The following is a 19255-nucleotide window of genomic DNA, read 5'->3' on the forward strand; positions in this document are numbered from 1 at the left end:
CTAAGCTGCCTATTCGGCAGGGAACCACATGATTGCGTCTAAGTGTCGTCATGGTGATTTCTAAGCTGCCTATTCGGCAGGGAACAGTTATAAAACTAATTTAGTGGTGATGTAAATTTTCTAAGCTGCCTATTCGGCAGTGAACCTCATCAACTTTGAGGAGTGTTCGCGTACCATTTTCTAAGCTGCCTATTCGGCAGGGAACGTGCTGGTGAGTTTGTTTTCAGAACAGGTAAATTTCTAAACTGCCTATTCGGCAGGGAACTAGCATTCTACCTCTAATGTTTGATTTAGTTTTTCTAAGCTGCCTATTCGGCAGAGAACAAACACTATCACTTCCGGCAATGCTTGCCCTATTTCTAAGCTGCCTATTCGGCAGTGAACAAGACCTAGACACGCCTATGACTAACGCGATGTTTCTAAGCTGCCTATTCGGCATTGAACTGAAATAATCAACGTTTGGATCAGCATCGTCCTTTCTAAGCTGCCTATTCGGCAGTGAACTAGCTACAGAGGGCACACCCCCAGCAACCCAATTTCTAAGCTGCCTATTCGGCAGTGAACGTCAGTCTGAACGCCTGCACCGTCGCCATCGTTTTCTAAGCTGCCTATTCGGCAGTGAACCTGGGCGGTGCGTATCTCTACAATGTCGTTCTTTTCTAAGCTGCCTATTCGGCAGGGAACCACAAAATACAGGCGTAATTTTGCCGTGTGGCTTTCTAAGCTGCCTATTCGGGTGAAGCCAGTTTCTTTAGGTGCAACGCACCGTCTGGCTGAACGAAAAAACACGGATGTTTTTTCCGGGTGACGCTCATCAAGGATGTGTTAACAAACCAACTAATCTACACCGTTTTTCTAAGCTGCCTATTCGGCAGTGAACTGATAGAGCTTAACGATGCAATGTTTTATGTTTTTCTAAGCTGCCTATTCGGCAGTGAACCTACGCGGCCGCTGACAAAAGTATCCTCAATGTTTCTAAGCTGCCTATTCGGCAGTGAACGTCACTACGGATTTTAAGTTCATTTTTCCCTCTTTCTAAGCTGCCTATTCGGCAGTGAACGCAAGGACAAAAGATAGGGAGTGTTGCGTAATTTTCTAAGCTGCCTATTCGGCAGTGAACATCTGTTAGGTCTATCTCAACTTTGTTCTTACTTTCTAAGCTGCCTATTCGGCAGTGAACCCGATGCGCGTATCAATGCTGTGTTGATTGCGTTTCTAAGCTGCCTATTCGGCAGTGAACTAAGTGCTGAACCATCCAATGCGTACTCACCTTTTCTAAGCTGCCTATTCGGCAGTGAACAATTAAAGGGTCAGGAGAAGTGAAGGGCTTCTTTTCTAAGCTGCCTATTCGGCAGTGAACGTCGTTGCAAAGTCAGGCTCAACTCGAATACTTTTCTAAGCTGCCTATTCGGCAGTGAACGACAAAATCAGAATTTTCAAACGTACCAGTTTTTTCTAAGCTGCCTGTTCGGCAGTGAACTCTTTCTTGAACCATTTTTTGTTAAGCATTACTTTCTAAGCTGCCTGTTCGGCAGTGAACGCTAATCGTGAACCTCAGTTTCACTACACAATTTTCTAAGCTGCCTATTCGGCAGGGAACTGCATTTGATCGACCTTAGCACACACTTAAATTTTCTAAGCTGCCTATACGGGTGAAGCCAGTTTCTTTAGGTGCAACGCACCGTCTGGCTGAACGAAAAAACACGGATGTTTTTTCCGGGTGACGTTCATCAAGGATGTGTTAACAAATCAACTAATCTACACCGTTTTTCTAAGCTGCCTATTCGGCAGGGAACAATTCGACGACGCGGTCGACTCCATAAACCAATTTCTAAGCTGCCTATTCGGCAGGGAACCGCTGCAGCGTGTTAGCTGACGCCGCCTTCAATTTCTAAGCTGCCTATTCGGCAGGGAACGCGGTTGCCAGGTTAATTCGTGAAAGCCTAGATTTCTAAGCTGCCTATTCGGCAGGGAACCATTAGAAGTTGAAATAGGTGATGGTTCTGAATTTCTAAGCTGCCTATTCGGCAGGGAACGGCCCCGAAGGTATAAACCGTCTTTTGAGTTATTTCTAAGCTGCCTATTCGGCAGGGAACACGATACTATTAACGCTGCTTTTTTTATTTAATTTCTAAGCTGCCTATTCGGCAGGGAACGTGCTAAAAGCCTGATTTTCACCTTTTAAACTTTTCTAAGCTGCCTATTCGGCAGGGAACTGAAGGGTCGTACTTCAAAGCACCTTCGGTTATTTCTAAGCTGCCTATTCGGCAGGGAACTTACGGGTGATTTAGCCACACTTGATAACTTATTTCTAAGCTGCCTATTCGGCAGGGAACGCGTATGGGTCTGTTGCGTGTGCAAAAGTATATTTCTAAGCTGCCTATTCGGCAGGGAACACGGTTTTTACTGGAATCACGCGATTGGTGACTTTCTAAGCTGCCTATTCGGCAGGGAACCTTTAGATGTAACCCTTTTACAGGGCATTGTATTTCTAAGCTGCCTATTCGGCAGGGAACGAAGGTGAGGGTGAAATTAATAGTAAAACAGATTTCTAAGCTGCCTATTCGGCAGTGAACTGTTTGGTATGTCAGGATTAATTGATGCTCAATTTCTAAGCTGCCTATTCGGCAGGGAACCAGAATGAGGACGGTGATGTACTCGAGAGCGTTTTCTAAGCTGCCTATTCGGCAGGGAACATTCTTAGCGGCATAACCCACAAAAACTAACTTTTCTAAGCTGCCTATTCGGCAGGGAACTCTGTTATGTGGCTGTCAAAACTAAATTAAATTTTCTAAGCTGCCTATTCGGCAGGGAACAGTATAACTTAGTAACAAATGATGCCGCGAACTTTCTAAGCTGCCTATTCGGCAGGGAACAAAAGGTTTCATGTTCCCTTTTTGAATCCTTTTTTCTAAGCTGCCTATTCGGCAGGGAACATAATCACAATGGCTGATGGTAACGGTAATGATTTCTAAGCTGCCTATTCGGCAGGGAACGTTGTAGTCATTGTAGTGTCGATCAGCGTACATTTCTAAGCTGCCTATTCGGGTGAAGCCAGTTTCTTTAGGTGCAACGCACCGTCTGGCTGAACGAAAAAACACGGATGTTTTTTCCGGGTGCCGCTCATCAAGGATGTGTTAACAAACCAACTAATCTACACCGATTTTCTAAGCTGCCTATTCGGCAGGGAACCTTTTTCAGATAATACCGTTGCTTGGATTGATTTTCTAAGCTGCCTATTCGGCAGTGAACTTGAAGTGGAAAACGATTCACGCATTTACCCATTTCTAAGCTGCCCATTCAGCAGAGACCAGACACACAAAAATGAGCTGCAATAGTAAGTTAGATGAGAAATATCACCTTTATTATCACTATCACAACCCACTGATTTCTTTATGTATTTTTAAAGAGCAAACCATTAGAACAAGGGCACTGCCCCTAGATTCTCGGCAGTATTTGATTTGGAGCTGAGTCCATAACAATCAAAAAAACCCGATTGTTTTTTGTCTAATAGTTTCATTTCAATAAATAGTGGAAACTTGCTGCTTTTCTCAGGAGATCTTTGTTTAGTTTCTTGACTATGCAAATAAATAAAAGGCAATTTACTTTCATATTGAGGTTTGGTTTTTTCTAATTCCTCAAAACACTCTGCCAAAGGTTTTCCTGACTTTAACGACCATAGCTCAGCCTTCTTTTGCATCTCTTTGTCGATACGCGCCGGACTTTTGACACTTTTGCGCGTATAGGTCACATAAGACACATCAGCAGGCACGGGCTTCACCCCTTTAACATGCGCATAATCCTCTAAACGTACCAACCAATTAGTGATATTAAGCTGTTCTAATTGTTCAGCGTCTTCAGCAAAGAGCCTGAGTTTATTCCCTAATGGAAATTTGACTTTCTTGTATTCGGGAAACCCTACCGCTATTTTTGACTGATTCGCAGCCACCTTGTTTTCAACAAGGGCAATATGCACTTGTTGAAAGACATTTTGCCAAATAAACCCAAGTGAAATCTCAGCATCTGGTAATAGGGTAATTTCTTGGTAGTAGTTCATACTCACCGCCTATTTGTCACTTTCACCAAAGACACCACCTCGCACTAGCACCGCCATGACATAATGTTCATCTTCGTCACGTTGAAGTTCTTCGCCACGGGCCCATTTATCAAAATGCGTATAGAAGTCTTGTTTCTCTTTAGGGGTTCGATACGCCTTACCTAAATTAGTAACGGCTCCAAATGGCTCTATGGCTATTGGCCCTGCCGTTGCTTCTTCATCGTCAAACTCAGGGTACCAAGTATCAATGGAACGAAGGGCATTCCCTAGTTTTTGTGAATGCATTGCAGCCTGTTCATTAACAGAATATAGGATTTTGCTCTTCTTGTTTTTGCTATTGCCTTTATCAAGCACCAGCTCTTCACTTGGGTAAACTTCTTGAGCCTTACCGACTTTAGCAAAGCAGTTAATTTCTAACATGAGGTGATTGGATTCACTGGATAATACTTGCGCTATACGATCCGCTAGGCTGTGCACTTGCTCATCATTATGGTCAAAATGACGTGTACTCAATTGAGTAGCGTCAAATGTCCAACTTTGTTCTGCCCCTTTATTTAGTGCTTTTATTTGAACTTCAATCTCTTCAGCGCCGACTCGGTTACGCCACATAAAACGACCATTTGCTAAGTTAGTGGCATACCGTTTCGCGAGCTCATAGCAGCTATGTTTTTCAATATAGTTTTTTACCGCCGCGCTGTATGTTTGTTTAAACTGGGCGTTATTACAAGCCGATGGCGTTGCCAATCCACCTAATACTTTCAGGGTGAAGTGGAGCTTTAAAGTATCTTGCTCTGGCTCCAGCGCACAAGCATCTACACGTTGTAAATTCGCTTTTTCTACTTCAGCATTTAACTTAGCAGGGTCATTCTGCACCGCCGCTTTTTGACGATTTGAAATGGTGCCTCGTACTGATTTTTCTTGTAATTTCAAAGGACTGCTTTGTTCTTTATCATTCCATTTAGTACCGTAAAAGTAGCCATCTGATGGCACGAGCTTCTTTTCGAATGCTAATACGGATGCGATGTCTTTGTTTTTAGCCATTATGATGTTCCTTATTCATATGAGTTAATTGGGTTATTTTGTTGGCAAAGGTAAAGGTCATTTTCCAAATCAGGGTAGTAATGCCATAGCATGTCATCAAGATGTCTAATCTTATGAGCCATGACAAATTCACCTAAAGTGATAATGCTTTCAGCAAATCGGTGGGGCACATCTGGATCTCTTTGATTCTTCGCCTTGCTAGGGTAAGAAAGCCCTTGAAAGCCAGTGGCAATCGGCACTATCCAGCCTGTCACTTTTCGTTGACTGCTCCAGACAATGCTCTCATCTTCAAGCTGCTCACAAGTATGATTGACAGTTAAGTAACTTAGCATGGCATCTAAGGCATCTTCACCTTGTGCCATAGTGTCTGCCATAAGGTCACGTCGTTCGATCAGAGCATATCCCGGCATGAGTTGACGCAACACTTGAGCGGTCTCTTTATCATCATTAATATCGATAGATTTAATTTCTGGCATTTGCATGCTGATTAAGTCACCACTGGCGACTTTCATTCTGGCTATGATATTTTGTAATTGTGTTATGACATCTTGCTGATCATAAATACCTGCTTCTTCATCACCTTCAAGCTCAATCACTAATGAGACATCAAGGTGACAACGAGCCTCTTCAATAAAAGCAGAACGAGTGCCATCTTTATCTAATGGGTTTGCCGTTCCGATAATTGAAGAGACAAAGTCACCCTCTCCTTTATGCGTTTGTAGATCAAAGTCATGACTGATCACGGCGGTACTCGAAAAAGTTAAAGCTTTAAAGCCTTGATCATGCAGTTTACGCTCCAAAGCATGACTAAAACCCAACCAAGCGGTCATGGCAGGAAAACCTATGGTAAAAGGGCTAGATAGAGCATTCGCATTATGAATTTTCAGATGCGGTAAAATAAGCAGATTCATCTTAACCCCTCCTTGTTATTTGCCACTATTTTTTCGATAGCCAATAATTCTTCATCCGCTAATGAAACTGGCTTAGCAATTACTTTTTGGTAGCTCTGAATAAAGCTGCGCGAGATTTGACGTATTATCACCTCTAACCATTCATCTGATTCCAGTCTTAAATCCTCGTGCTCTGGATACAACCATTTTTTCTGCTCAAGGTTTAATTCGCTCGATACATCTCCTTTATAATCTTTTAAGCAGAGACGAACTTGCCACATGGCTTGGATGACATGATCCATATAGGCTTGAAAAAGATTATCCCGAGCTGTGCGAAGGTTGCGGTTGGGTAATACAGACTTGTCATAAGAGGTACTAAGTAGCTGATGAAAAGCCGTGAATATAGACTTAGCTGACCAAGGGTTTAAGGTCTCTTTAAAAAATTCTTGCTTAGGTAATCTAATATTTCTGTTTGAAAGCGTCGGGGGTACTGACGCTAATAGATGAGCTTTACCCGCATTTTGATTATTTAGCACACTTATGTTTTGTGGTTTAGTGCCACCAAAACCGATTGTGGTTAAGCCATAAATTTCACGATAGCCATCAACATGGTATTGATTCGCTTTTTTACAAGCTCGCGCTGTTTTAACCTCTTCTGCAAACCTCAAATTATCCAGTCGCTTTCTTAACTCAAATAAGTGGCCTGAGTGGGTTAACAAAGACAATAAATGGTATTCCCCTTCATCAACAGGAAAGTAGACCTGTTTTATCTTGGAACTAGTAATTAGCTCTTCATCAGGTTCCACCATTTTTAAAAAGCCTTTACGAAGCGCTTGGTAGTCACCATTAACTTGGTCTAACAAGCTTCGCGCTAGAGTCGTTTCTTGCTCAATATGTTCTAATAGTGTATTCGCATCACCCATAATTAAAGTAAGAAATTTATACACATCTAATGCGGCCGCATTTCCCAAGGCATCGAGTTTCACATTAAGATTCCCCGATCGAACAAAGCCATCTGCTCTGCTATCACAATGCGCAATAATAGAAGACACATAGCCATTTTTATTTTTTCTCGCACTTGGATGGCTGAAAGTACAAGGATGTGAAGCAATAGAGATCTGACCCGCTCTTTTTGCCGCATCAGGTAACCAATTTGCTAGGGTAAAATTAGCTTCACATTCGTGCTCTTTCTCTAGTATTTCCCATTGCTCCATGTCCGATTTTAAATTTTTCTTAAGCCAAGCCTCTTTTCGTTCCGTAAAAAATTTCGTTATTGCTGGATCTATCACATTCCTGTCCTCCATTATCGCGTCCTCACCAGACCGAACTGGTCGTTATAACTGTATTCACCTTGCTCACCACGATCAGTAAAGTTAATTTCACCAAATTTTAAGGAGGTGATAAATTCTCCTTCCTCACTTTGACTGTATTGACTCACTAAAGCGCTATACTCACGCCTTAACCAAAGCCGACTCTCCTGCCTATCATCCATGGGGTGATGCTTGATATTGAAAATAAGCTCAATAGGGTTATACCCGCCATGATCGTCTCTTTGATGAAAAGCAGTAACACCCTCTTTTTTAATTAAATAGAGCTGTACGCTAGGTTCACTCTTCCTAAAACGTTTGAAGTATTGTGGTAAAGCAGTTAGCCACCAGTAACCTACTAAATGCCCTTGTAGATGATTACTCCAAAAGCTTTGTGACTCTCCTGCACGAACTCTTCGGTTAAATCGACCTTGCTTTTGCTTAATTAAACTTTGCTCTTTATTAATGTCAGCTATGCCTAGTGTTCTTGCAGTCGCAAAATGCTCAAGATCAGCCAAGCTGCTATTAGGGTCTAAATTTTGATGTTTTTGAATACGGGGCACAGCATCTAGAGAATGAAGTAAACTTTTCTCATCAAGTAGTTGTTTTATATCATGGCTAATAAGTTGTGTAGCCCTGTCTGTTTCGTAACCGGGTCTATTAAAAACACGCTCTTCCTTATCTTGATAACCCCTGTAGTTGTATTGAAGCAAACCGACATTTGCTTGCTCAATGGGTCCTTCTCTATGACGCCGAACACGGCCTGCCATTTGAATGATTGAGCGATAAGACGAAGGTTCAATGATGGCCCAATCAAAGTCATGGTCACGACCCACCTCTTCCACTGGCGTTGCCACTAAGATAAAGATGATATTGTTACTATGGCAACTAGAAAGGTGTTGACGAATAATGGGATCACTAAAAGCTGCTGGCGTTTCTCCTGCTTTTTCTTTGCGCTTTAACACTTGGTCAAGGTGCTTTTCTTGCTCATGCCTAAGAAGTAAGACTTGCTGACTATGGTAAGCCATACATCGTATTTCAATTTCATCAGGCCATTCACAGCCTAAAAGGTGTTGTGTCAATTCCATACAGGGTCGAATATTTGCAATCCGAACCACACCAAATGACACTCGAATTTGGCTTTGATTATCTATCGTTGAATGTTGAGAATGCTTAATTAAAATCGCTTGTTTAACATGCTCAAAATACTGCTCTCCTAGATCAGCACCTTCCACCCTATTACAGGGAATAATATCCGCCTTTCGCTTAGGCGTTTGCTGTTTCAGCTCATTAACACGCTTTTCAATAAAGTGATGCTGGAAAGTTTGAAATTGGACTATTTCTTTACTACCGCTCTCGACAAGTTCACATTGAGTATTAAACTCGTCAACATAAACACAGTTTATTTTTGAGGACTGTTCACGACTCGCTGCGAACACATTCCACCCTTGCTGATAGGCATTGTAAAACCCTAAAGCAAGGTCTGGTGAAATAGTTGCCGAGGAAATCATGACTTTTCGACCTAACATACCAGCAAGGTGCACTAAGCGACCAATAGCAATTAAATCATCACCAGAGAAGTCATCGATTTCGTCAATCACCAGATCAGAAGACATTAGCCTTAAACAGGGTAAAATATAGCGGCCTCCTCGTTTAGTCTCAGTGGCGGCCATAATATGATCTATGGTGCAGGCAAGAACAGGAGCATGAAGGAGTTTTCGATCTTTCTCTTTAGTCAGGACTGTTGACAATTTATCTTCTGGCAATACCCCTTGCCAATGCAGAACATCACTTTCATCTTGCAAGCTCTCCAAAGATTCAGAACCTTGATTAGCACCTTCAAAACAGCCTTCATCCTTATCAAGATTGTTACCTGATTTATGCAATTCAAAAACAGCTTTAGAGCCAATCAATACTGCCAAATCACTTTTTTCTAGATTTAGTCGATTGCGATATTCATCACCTGTTTGCAATGTTAGGGTTCTTAGCCCAAGCGCTAAAATAAAGCGTAAGCTTTGCTGATCTTCAGATACAGCTTGCATAATTTTGGCATTAGCAATGGTTTTACCACTACCAGTGCTAGCCATATTCACTACAAAATAGCCTTGGCTTTTATCTTTTGTTCTCGCACGCCAATTAACAAGACTCATCACAGCATTATCTTGCCACCTAAACGACCTTGGGGTATCAGATTGAACCGATAAAGCAGCTAAGCCTTTTACTTTTAAAGGGTTAGATTCAAAGTAAGGCAACAGGCTTGCTGTAGTCGTTGCAGTCTGGGCAACATTCACTAAATGCTCATCTAACTTCTGTTTAAGTGCTTTCGTTTCTCTATTTGTATTGGCATACAAATCAATTGAACTTTGCCAATTTTTATCTTTGTCCTGAGAAGAATAGTAATGATCCCCTAACATCAAACTTAAGCGAGCATGATGTAAAACGACTCTCCAACTTCCATTCTTCATTATCTCTGCTACTAAAGGCAGTTGACGCCTTAACGCTTCAGCTTGAAGCTTAAGTTGTGTAATCCACTGCTCTGATTCTGATAGCAAGCCTTCGGGAAATTTAAAGCATTTTGGCAATAACACATTGTAAATTTCGGAAGGGTTCTCGTAGCCCCAGGCTTGAGTCATTCTGTTTAATAGATCAGACAAAGATGCATTTTTTTTATCTCTTTGTTGGTCGCATAAGTGCCTATCGCGAGGTAAAGGTAATCTATGATGGGACACAATCAACCAAGCAATTAATGAAGCCGCTGTTGGAAGAGCGACTAAAGGCTTGTCTATATTTTCTAAGCCTTTTTGCTGAAAGTCAGCATCTTTAATGCCATCACTAATAAGTGTTGATAACCACTCTTCATCGGAACCTTCTTTAGCAGAATTGGTGACGAACACTTTAAACAAAATACATGATATCCATTCGTGGCGAATGGGGTCACCTTTGAATTTTGTTTTAATTTCAGGGTCTAGTTTTTGTTGAAATAGGAGTGAAGCCTTTCCCCAGTCATGAAGAAGAGCAGCCATCGCAGTCAATGATTTGATCACAGGAAGGTACTTCCAGCTGTTATCAGATACTCTATTCATTAATCTTTCTCATCCATAGAAATCAACGCTTTATCAACATGCGTTAACTTTAATTCCATTAATCAAAACTAATAACCTAGAAATTTTTTTATCTCATTTACAAGTTTGACCAACATAACAAGAGTACCCAGAAACTCTGTACGCTTTAAAATATTAAATAACCAGCAACGTACCTTTACTAATACTCTATTTATTCCAAATACGAGCGCTATAAGCTTTTTCATAGATAAAACAGTCCTTAATTTTTCCCTAGACTGTATACTGAATGATCAAATTAATTTTTTCAACCATTATAGATTTAATAATAAACTTTTATAAGTTTTTAAAATTCGCTATGATTACAGGACTGCTAACTAAGCAGCTTAGAAAATTATTGATTTGATAATTTATTTACTACCAAGCAGGTAGCTAATGGCACTCTTAAAGGGTGCCATTTTTTTCTAAAGCGTTTTTTTAATCAATCATGCATTAGCTATAAGTAATTCATAAGACTCTTTGGAGTCAACGGATTATTCTAAAAGCTAAGCTTTATAAGGCATGTGCACCTAGAAGTCTCAACTTCAGCGAAGCCCTCTAAACCACCCCGCTCTGATAAATCATCTTGCCAATCAAAATAAAACACACACTGATCAACATGGGTTTGACGATTTTACTGCCCTTGAGGTGAACCATTTTGGAGCCGTAGTGGCCGCCTATCCATTGGCCTATGGCCATGATAAAACCTATTTGCCAGATTATATGCCCACCTATGATGAAGGTGATGATGGCAGCACCATTGGCGAAGAGTAATAGGAGCTTAGTGTGGGCCACAGCTTTGGCGGTGCTAAAGCCGAGTAAGGCAATGAAGGAAATGGAAAAGAAGGAGCTGGCGGCGGGGCCAAAGAAGCCATCATAGAAGGCGAGAAAAGGTACAATGATAAAGCTGAAAGCCGCAATGGTCAGGCGTTGGCTGGTGTCTATGTCCGCCATTCTCGGAGAGAAGATGGTATACAAGGCGACTAGCCCTATCATCCAAGGGATGTACAAGACGAGGTCCTGATTAGGAATCAGCTGTACCGCATAGCCACCAAGGCCTGCACAGATAAAGGTGACGACTATCGCCAGCCTGAACTTCTTCACGTCTATTAAGCCGTGTTTTAGAAAATACCTTACGGAAGATATCTTGCCAAAGATGGCCTGAAACTTGTTGGTGCCTATGGCTTGTACTGGGCTTAAGCCAGCTAGCATCAAGGTGGGCAAGGCGATCAAACCGCCACCGCCGCTGACGGAGTCGATAAAGCCTGCTAACACGGCCACGCAAAAAAGCATGGCGAGTAGTTCTGGGGTGATGATCAAAACGTTTCCTTGTCTTTGTCCTATTTGAGAGCTTTTGACGACTTCTGCGCACGACTGTTAAGCGCGCCAAGATAGAGTTAAAAGGAAGGAGAGTTTAATCCTTAAAATAGTGAATGCCCATGCAGCATATTGTCGCGGGGGAGTTAAAAAGTGTCATTGACCCCTAGTTCCCTTCGGTCCTCCGTGGAAATTTATTTTAGCTAGTTTGGCTAGCGTTTTTTGGACAGTTCATTGAGCTGAAGCTCAAGGGTATGCCTTCCCACGCAAGCATGGGAAGGTGAGAAAACAAATACGGTTAATTGAGCGCCAAGCTATCTACTGGTCTATCAAGAATAACCATGCCTTGAATTCGGTTTATCAAGCTGGCTTCTTGTACTAGGTTATCCAACTCTTTGCCTGGCTCTAAGGTGGTGATAACGGCGCGTCCTATGATGAAGCGGCCTATGCTATCGTCTTCTTCTAGGGTACGTAAGCCCCAGATATTATGGAAAACAAGAGGCTCACCCGCTTGCTCGCCGGCGCCTTCACCCACATACAGCATGATGTGACCTCGCATATAGATAAGGGTCATAAAGGGAATCGCGTCGTCTAAAATACGTTGTTTTTTATCATCAGCATCTAGGGCTTTAAGCTCAATATATTCGCCAGCTTCAAGTTGTTTAGAGGAGTTGCGTTTTAAATAAATACCAAAGGGTGTGAAGAAGTCCTTAGTAAAAGCCGAGCAATCTCGATTCGCTAATACGCCCCCCCAGCCGTAGTCTTCACCAATTAGGGCGTTTGAAATTTTAGCCAGGTTCGTCCGATTAAACGCCAAAGGCTTTTGCGCCACTTGGTTTGAATTGATGTCAGAATAGACCAGTCTCGCGCCTTTTTTAGATTCATTAATCAGGGAGTTACTACTAGAAAAGCTGGCTTTAACACTGACTAATTTACCATCAATAATGGGGAAAATGGTGCCAAGTTTGATGTATGCGATAAAGTATTTATCTTGATCAAAAAGCGCAAATTCATCTTGGGTAGCCACATAATACTGACCCGATTTAAACCGTTCTCGCTGGGCTTGATCAATAAAGGTGATGTCATTAACCGGCAGCCAGCCAAAAAGCGAGTTAGCCTCCACATAAACCCAAGCTTTATCCAGAGAATAGTGAGAAATAAATAAGGGGGTGTTTATCTTGATATGTGAGTTTTGGTTATAGTCGAACGGAAAGCCTTCACCCGGAGAATCAGGGTTGTAAAAAATGACACTCTGGGTGGGAAACACCCTTAAATTAGAGTTGCTGGTGGTAATGCCATAGTCTCTGACAGTGTCATACGCTTCAAAATTGGAGCGTCTGATGTGCTCTTCATACCATTCTTTTTTTCTCAGTTTATGGTTTTCCCCATAGGTTTCTTTTTGCAGGTAAAAGTTGCCCCAGCTGGCTTGCTCAAGGTCAACTGACATTTGGGTCAATTCCCATGGACTAAAGAAGATTTCATCAAACTTCCGATTAAGCTGCCCTTGCTCACTAAATTCATAAGGGGCTAAGGCTTGAGTATAAGGCTCAGCTGTTTGCGGTAAGCTTTCTAGGTCAGCAATGTCTGTCATTTTGCTGGTATGGCTACAAGCACTGAGAAATAAGCTGAACAGCATTAATCCCGTCACGTATCCTAGCTTCATGTTTTGCTCCTAAGTGCTTATTTTGATTCCAGATAGAATTTCATTTTAGAAGATAATATCTTGTTCTACCTTAAGAATGTGGCGTAAACATGAAGTAATGAATTATTATTCAATCGAGGCGTTAAAATCTTTTTAGTCGCCTCTCCCACATACCGCTCAAAAAGAGACAATCATGAATGCACAAACCGCAAAATTTGTAGAAGGCTCTACCATGCGCCACATTTTGGTCATGTCGGGTTCAGGCTCGGTGGGCTTAATGGCACTTTTTGCAGTCGATCTGCTGGATATGCTCTTTATCAGTATGTTGGGACAAATCGAGCTTGCTGCTGCCGTTGGTTTTGCTGGCACCTTGATGTTCTTTTCCACCTCAGTTTCTATTGGTACTTCCATCGCCATGGGCGCCTTGGTCTCTAAAGCCATAGGTGCCAAGGAGTTTGATAAGGCAAGACAGCTAAGTGGCAGCGTCATGCTCACCGCCTTTGCCATTAGTTTAGTTTTCACGGTTCTGATGTTTGCTTACATCCCAGAGCTTTTAGCCTTAATTGGTGCAGAAGGACATACCGCGGAACGAGCCGAAGCCTATTTACGTATTATCGTCCCCAGTGGCCCCATTTTAGCCGTTGCCATGGCGGCAGGTGCCGGTTTAAGGTCAGCGGGTGATGCGAAGCGCTCTATGTGGGTGACCCTGTCTGGCGGTATTGTTAACGCTATCTTAGACCCTATCTTTATTTTTGGTTTTAACTGGAATGTGGAAGGGGCCGCATTGGCCTCTGTTATTTCACGTTTTGCGGTTTTGTATTTTTCTTTATACCCCTTGATTAAGCACCATAACTTGGTCAGTCTGCCTAGCCTTAGCCAATGGCTAACGCATATTAAGGCCATTTTAAAGATTGCTGTACCGGCTATTTTTACCAACACAGCGACCCCGATTGGTAATGCCATAGTCACCACCAGCATCGCCCAATATGGGAATGATTTTGTGGCAGGTTATGCGGTCATTGGCCGATTAATTCCTGTGTGTTTTGCGGTTATCTTTGCCTTGTCGGGTGCGGTTGGGCCGATTATTGGCCAAAACCTTGGAGCCAAACGCATAGATAGGGTGAAAGAGACCCTTTATAACTCACTACTCGTCACCTTTATCTACACCTTATTTGTTTGTAGCCTGCTCTTCTTTGTACAAGATTACATCGTTCAAGGTTTTACCTTAGAAGGGGATGCGGTACTTATCGTGCAGGCTTTTTGTACCTATGTGGCCATTACCTTTATTTTTAATGGTGCTATTTTTGTCGCCAATACCTCTTTCAATAATCTGGGTAAACCTATCTACTCCACCATACTTAGCCTAGGTCGTGCCACCATAGGTACATTACCTTTTGTCTACTTAGGCTCACTTTGGTTTGGTGCTTTGGGTGTACTTTATGGACAAGCCCTGGGCAATATTATCTTTGGGGTCATTGCTATCTTGGTATTACAAAAACACATAAAAGAGCTAATGCAGAACGCAGCCCCTCAGAATGAGCTTGAAGCTGATATCGCTCAAGAAGCGGCGAGCCAAGAAGCTCAAGTCACGTCAGAAATCGCTGTAGAACAAGCTGGCAAGGCAAGTAAAACCACAGATAGCCAGAAGAACAATGAGAAACCAGACACTTCTAGCCCTATTCCTGCTCCAGCGTGTGAACAAGCGTTAAAAGAAGAGGATGAAATCCCGCTTTCTTGCCTAAATACCCAGCCCTTTTGCACACTGGATGCTGTCCTTATCGATGACCTAGCTTCGCACAAGGATGAGCTTGTGACTGCGCCCTTAATTAACAGTGATGTGATTAACAATGACGTGACTAACAATGACGTGACTAACAATGACGTGACTAACCCTGATGTGATTAATAACGAAGACGGGAAAGAGTTAAAGGAAAAGTAAGACAGGCTTAATGACGATAGATAATGATAAAAACGTATCTATCGTCATGAACAAACGCAGTGGCTTTAAGGAAGATAGGCTTAATACCAACGAGATAAAATCTCATCGTACACTCCATTGGCTTTAATCTTATCCATGGCAAGTCGTATCTTTTTGGTCATTTCAGGTGGAAAATCCAATCCAGCCCCAAGGTAAATATAACCGACACCACCCACATTAGGTCCAGCGATCAAGCTCTTCTTGTCATAGCCTAATTTTTGCCATTGATAAGTGTCGACCAATTTTGATTCCACCATGGCTGCCAGCCTCTTTTTAACGAGTAAGCCGATGAGTTGCTCTATATCGTCCGCCTCATAAATACTTTTAAAACCAGTCTCTTCTAATTCAGGGATAATAGAGGAACCTTGAATCACGCCCACTGACATCGTCTTGATTTGCGCTAGGCTGAGGTTACTTTTTGGTGACTCACTCCTCGCGAACTCATCAAACAAAGTAAGGCGTATTTGATTTGGCACCAAGGACACTATCCAAGTGTAATAAGGCTCTCTGGCTGCTGTTCGTGTAAGGGGAATGATGAGTGAGCCCTTGGTAGTGTGCACCATTTTTTGAGCTCGCGGCCAAGGCACAGATTTATAACGAAAGCTGGGGCCACCATGCAAGGTAATTTGCTCTAAAATGTCCACCGTTACGCCAGCATCTCGTCCATCGACAGTACCACACCAAGGCATGGTTTCATGACGATAAACTAACACTTCATCGGCGTAAGATAAGTTTGAGAAGAAGTAAAGGATAACCAAGGAGCACAGTATTAAAGACAGCTTCATATCACTCTAAACCTATATTAATCAAAGAGACTAGAGATAATTGACTATAAATTATAGACCAAATTTAACAGAGGCACCCATCAGCCCCTCCTAGCTTAGATAGCATAACCTAACGTTTACCCTGACTTTAACGTGGCTAAAACCCTTACTCACATCGCCTTTTTGATAGGCCTCTTAACTTCTACTCTTAACTTCTACTCTTAGCTTCTACTCTTAACTTCTATAAGAATCTTATAGGCTGAGCAAACCTTGAGAACACTTTCAGGACGGAGTACGAATATAAAAAGCCCCATCAAACTGACAGGGCTTTCAAGGTAACAGAAGTAAGGCTTTAAACTAATATTTTAAGACAAATACTTTTGACAAATACGTTAGACAAACGCTTAGGCTTTCTCTAAACGCTCACCCAGTTTGTTTAATAACACACCGTAGAGAGGGACAAACATACACAGGCTAATAATCAATTTAAAGCCATAGTCTACGAGGGCAATCTCGACCCAGTTCTCTGCCATAAAGGCATCGCTACTTTGATAAAAAGCAACACCAAAGAAGACAAGCGTATCAATCGCATTACCTACAATGGTAGAAAGTGAAGGGGCTATCCACCATGCTTTAGCTTGTCTTAGCTTATTAAAGACAGTTACATCCATGACTTGGCCAACCACGTAGGCGGCAAAGCTGGCTAACGCAATTCTGGCAACAAAAGTATCAAGCTGAGCCAGTTTATCTAACCCTTGAAAACTGCCTTGATAAAAGAGCACAGAAGCAACATAGGAGACTAATAGAGCCGGCAACATCACAGTTAAAATGATGCGTCGTGCAAGTGCGGCTCCGTATAGGCGCACCGTTAGGTCAGTGGCTAAAAATACAAACGGGAAGGAGAATGCTCCCCAAGTGGTATGTAAACCAAAAATCGTAAAGGGAAGTTGTACCAGATAGTTACTCGATGCCAGAATCAAGATATGAAAGCCAGCAAGGATCAATAGTGCTTTTTTAATTTGTGAAGCAGGCCTAGACGCCGCTTCAAACGAAGAAGTCATTTGCATTCTTATTTCCTTTTTATAAAACGCCAGGGGTGAGGGAACCCTGAATCAGGCGCGCATTGTCCATAATTTGAGCAGGCCTGTAAAGTCAGATTAGAGCTTATTTAACCGATCGGTCAGATAAATAAAAATTTAGCTTTCACATTATAAAAACACAGATTAACCTAAGCTTGCCTATCCTCTAGGGAAGACCCGCTTAAATCGTTCTAACACCAAGATCATATCTTCTTGTGGAGTAATCTTTAATTCATCACATTCTTGGCTGAAAAAATCCCAATGGGCTTCACGCCACCAGCTTAGGCTTTTATCCCCTTCTCCTTCTGCTGCAGCAAACTCAGGTGTGACGTCTTGATAAGCGCATTGGCTCACTGAGGTAATCTCGATAATACAGATAGGCTCGCCGTCCCAGTTGGTGACGACCTGCAAGGCACCCACTTCTGGCATAGGGTCATTCTCATGCTCGTACCAATAAGCCATGCTACAACTGGCTGTTTTCTCATCCTTTAAAATAAGCTCAGCACACACGTTGGCATTATATTCATCAGCGCAAAAATAATCGGCGCTGACCGCTTTTATCTTAGCTTGCTGAGCTTTAGAAAGGCTTTTGAAATAAGTATCGTAAAAAGTTTGAGCTCTGGCTTCCATCATGTCTCCCTGACGATTTAATGCGGTAAATATGGCTTAAATTAATAACGCATATAATACAGAGAGAAAGCCCAAAATGGCGACTAAACATGTTGATCAAATAAAATAACATTGCCATCTGGGTCTTTAACCGTAAAACTAGCAGGCCCCTGTTTAGCATAGGCTTGCAAGTCCGGCACCTCTAGCCCCTGCTCCTTAAGCTGTTGATGGATAGAACGGATATCTGTTGCTTCACTCACCCCATCCGCATTTTGATCCCAACCTGGGTTAAAGGTCAGCATATTAGTGTCAAACATGCCCTGAAATAAGCCAATAATGTGATCGCCATTTTTCATCACCAACCAATGCTTTGCCTGATCACCTGCAAAAATACTAAAACCCAGTTTTTCATAAAACTCTCGCGAAAGCTGAATATCTTTCACCGTTAAACTCATTGAAAAAGCCCCTAACTCCATACTATTCACCTCAAATCAATCAGTTGTTTCCATTTATTTTTTTAAAGTATAGCTGCGAAATTTTATTGCTTAGAAAAGCCTTGAGGAAATAGCGAAATCTAAAGACTAGAGCTAGCTTTAAATAGTCAAAGATCATCACTTTATTCTTATTCAAAGCTTTGCTTGGAGATTAATCGTGTCGGTGATATGCCAGCGTCTTATTCACTTCCTCTTTTGCTTGCTCCTGTGCGTCCCAGTGAGCTCGCTCTTGGCAAACTCTATTGAAGCGTTAGATTATATTACCGAGCAATATGCGCCTTATAATTACCAAGATGAATCAGGCATTCCCCAAGGTATGGCTGTCGAAGTGCTTAACAAGGTTTGGGAAGTGTTGGACATTCCCCCACAAAAGATTGATATTTTCCCATGGGCCAGGGGCTACTCATTGGCCCTTAATAAAAAAAACACCCTACTTTTTTCCACCACCCGCAGCCCCTCAAGAGAAGACTTATTTAAATGGGCTTGCCCTATTATTGATATCAGAATCGTCCTCATTTCACTTAAAAAAAACAAGATGAATATTCGCTCAATTGAAGAGGCAAAGCAATTTAAGGTGGTGGCGATTAAATCTGATATTGGTCAGCAGCTCTTGCTAGATAAAGCCTTTGAAGACGATCAGATTTACCTGTCCAACTTTTTAGCAAGTGCGATCAGAATGTTGAAATACGGCCATGTGGATTTACTATCAAGCGCCGAAACAACCACGTTTTCAAAGCTAGAGGAAATGGGTGAGAAGCTTGATCAGTATGAAACCGCTTGGGTATTAGAAACCAATCCATCTTGTTTTGCCTTTCATCATGAAGTGGATGACAAGCTAATCGCAAAGTTTCAAACAGCCCTTGATCAGGTCAATGCCATCCCAGGTTTTATTCAAGGCCTAAAGCAAAAGTATCAATTAGAAGACCACTAAATATGTCATTAAAAGCCTTGCGCTCCTTCCTCTTAACTCATCCTTATG

Annotated in this window: 13 protein-coding genes and 3 CRISPR repeat arrays (1 of these 16 cut by a window edge); of the genes, 2 read left to right on the forward strand and 11 right to left on the reverse strand. The window is 42.1% G+C overall.

The window, feature by feature from the left end; all coding sequences use genetic code 11:
* Positions 1-739: direct repeats of the CRISPR family, unit length 23 nt; unit sequence TTTCTAAGCTGCCTATTCGGCAG; it begins 423 nt to the left of the window's first position.
* Between the two features lie 113 nt (positions 740-852).
* A CRISPR array of direct repeats spans positions 853-1660; the repeat unit is 28 nt; unit sequence TTTCTAAGCTGCCTATTCGGCAGTGAAC.
* Positions 1661-1768: 108 nt separating this feature from the next.
* Positions 1769-3056: a CRISPR direct-repeat array (repeat unit 28 nt; unit sequence TTTCTAAGCTGCCTATTCGGCAGGGAAC).
* Between the two features lie 362 nt (positions 3057-3418).
* From cas6f to MED121_RS05095, 7 genes are all read right to left on the reverse strand, one after another.
* A complete protein-coding gene (gene cas6f / locus MED121_RS05065) occupies positions 3419-4057 on the reverse strand; it encodes a type I-F CRISPR-associated endoribonuclease Cas6/Csy4 (protein ID WP_009832548.1) in 639 nt (212 codons plus the stop codon).
* A 9-nt stretch (positions 4058-4066) separates the two neighbouring features.
* A complete protein-coding gene (csy3, locus tag MED121_RS05070) occupies positions 4067-5098 on the reverse strand; it encodes a type I-F CRISPR-associated protein Csy3 (RefSeq protein WP_009832549.1) in 1032 nt (343 codons plus the stop codon).
* An 11-nt stretch (positions 5099-5109) separates the two neighbouring features.
* Positions 5110-6009: a type I-F CRISPR-associated protein Csy2 gene (gene csy2 / locus MED121_RS05075; protein ID WP_009832550.1), complete on the reverse strand. Its 900-nt coding sequence runs from the start codon at positions 6007-6009 to the stop codon at positions 5110-5112.
* Positions 6006-7292, reverse strand: coding sequence for a type I-F CRISPR-associated protein Csy1 (gene csy1, locus MED121_RS05080; protein WP_009832551.1), 1287 nt, complete (start codon positions 7290-7292; stop codon positions 6006-6008). Before csy1 ends, csy2 begins: the two co-directional genes overlap by 4 nt.
* Entirely contained in the window at positions 7292-10378 is a 3087-nt protein-coding gene (gene cas3f / locus MED121_RS05085; RefSeq protein WP_009832552.1) for a type I-F CRISPR-associated helicase Cas3f, read from the reverse strand. The genes csy1 and cas3f overlap by 1 nt, the downstream gene beginning before the upstream one ends.
* A 573-nt stretch (positions 10379-10951) precedes the next feature.
* The gene (locus MED121_RS05090; RefSeq protein WP_131470974.1) at positions 10952-11686 is read right to left on the reverse strand and encodes a TSUP family transporter; all 735 of its coding nucleotides are present in this window, start codon (positions 11684-11686) and stop codon (positions 10952-10954) included.
* Positions 11687-12008: 322 nt separating this feature from the next.
* Entirely contained in the window at positions 12009-13373 is a 1365-nt protein-coding gene (locus MED121_RS05095; protein WP_050764530.1) for an SH3 domain-containing C40 family peptidase, read from the reverse strand.
* Positions 13374-13545: 172 nt separating this feature from the next.
* Here MED121_RS05095 and MED121_RS05100 point away from each other — a divergent pair, with 172 nt between their 5' ends.
* Positions 13546-15291 carry an MATE family efflux transporter gene (locus tag MED121_RS05100; protein ID WP_009832556.1) on the forward strand — a complete coding sequence of 582 codons (1746 nt, stop codon included), beginning with the start codon at positions 13546-13548 and terminating at the stop codon, positions 15289-15291.
* Between the two features lie 80 nt (positions 15292-15371).
* Here MED121_RS05100 and MED121_RS05105 read toward each other — a convergent pair whose 3' ends face one another.
* The 4 genes from MED121_RS05105 to MED121_RS05120 form a co-directional block, all read right to left on the reverse strand.
* The gene (locus MED121_RS05105) at positions 15372-16115 is read right to left on the reverse strand and encodes a transporter substrate-binding domain-containing protein (protein ID WP_009832557.1); all 744 of its coding nucleotides are present in this window, start codon (positions 16113-16115) and stop codon (positions 15372-15374) included.
* A gap of 383 nt (positions 16116-16498) precedes the next feature.
* Entirely contained in the window at positions 16499-17161 is a 663-nt protein-coding gene (locus tag MED121_RS05110; RefSeq protein ID WP_009832558.1) for a 7-cyano-7-deazaguanine/7-aminomethyl-7-deazaguanine transporter, read from the reverse strand.
* A 171-nt stretch (positions 17162-17332) separates the two neighbouring features.
* Positions 17333-17803: an ASCH domain-containing protein gene (locus MED121_RS05115; RefSeq protein ID WP_009832559.1), complete on the reverse strand. Its 471-nt coding sequence runs from the start codon at positions 17801-17803 to the stop codon at positions 17333-17335.
* Positions 17804-17886: 83 nt separating this feature from the next.
* Complete coding sequence (locus MED121_RS05120) at positions 17887-18237, reverse strand: VOC family protein (protein WP_242603176.1); 351 nt, start codon at positions 18235-18237, stop codon at positions 17887-17889.
* Positions 18238-18505: 268 nt separating this feature from the next.
* Between MED121_RS05120 and MED121_RS05125 the strand changes: the two genes are divergently transcribed.
* Positions 18506-19207, forward strand: coding sequence for a transporter substrate-binding domain-containing protein (locus tag MED121_RS05125; RefSeq protein ID WP_050764531.1), 702 nt, complete (start codon positions 18506-18508; stop codon positions 19205-19207).
* Positions 19208-19255 lie beyond the last annotated feature (48 nt).

Origin of the sequence: Marinomonas sp. MED121, from assembly GCF_000153025.1 — a bacterium.
Taxonomy (GTDB): Bacteria; Pseudomonadota; Gammaproteobacteria; order Pseudomonadales; family Marinomonadaceae; genus Marinomonas.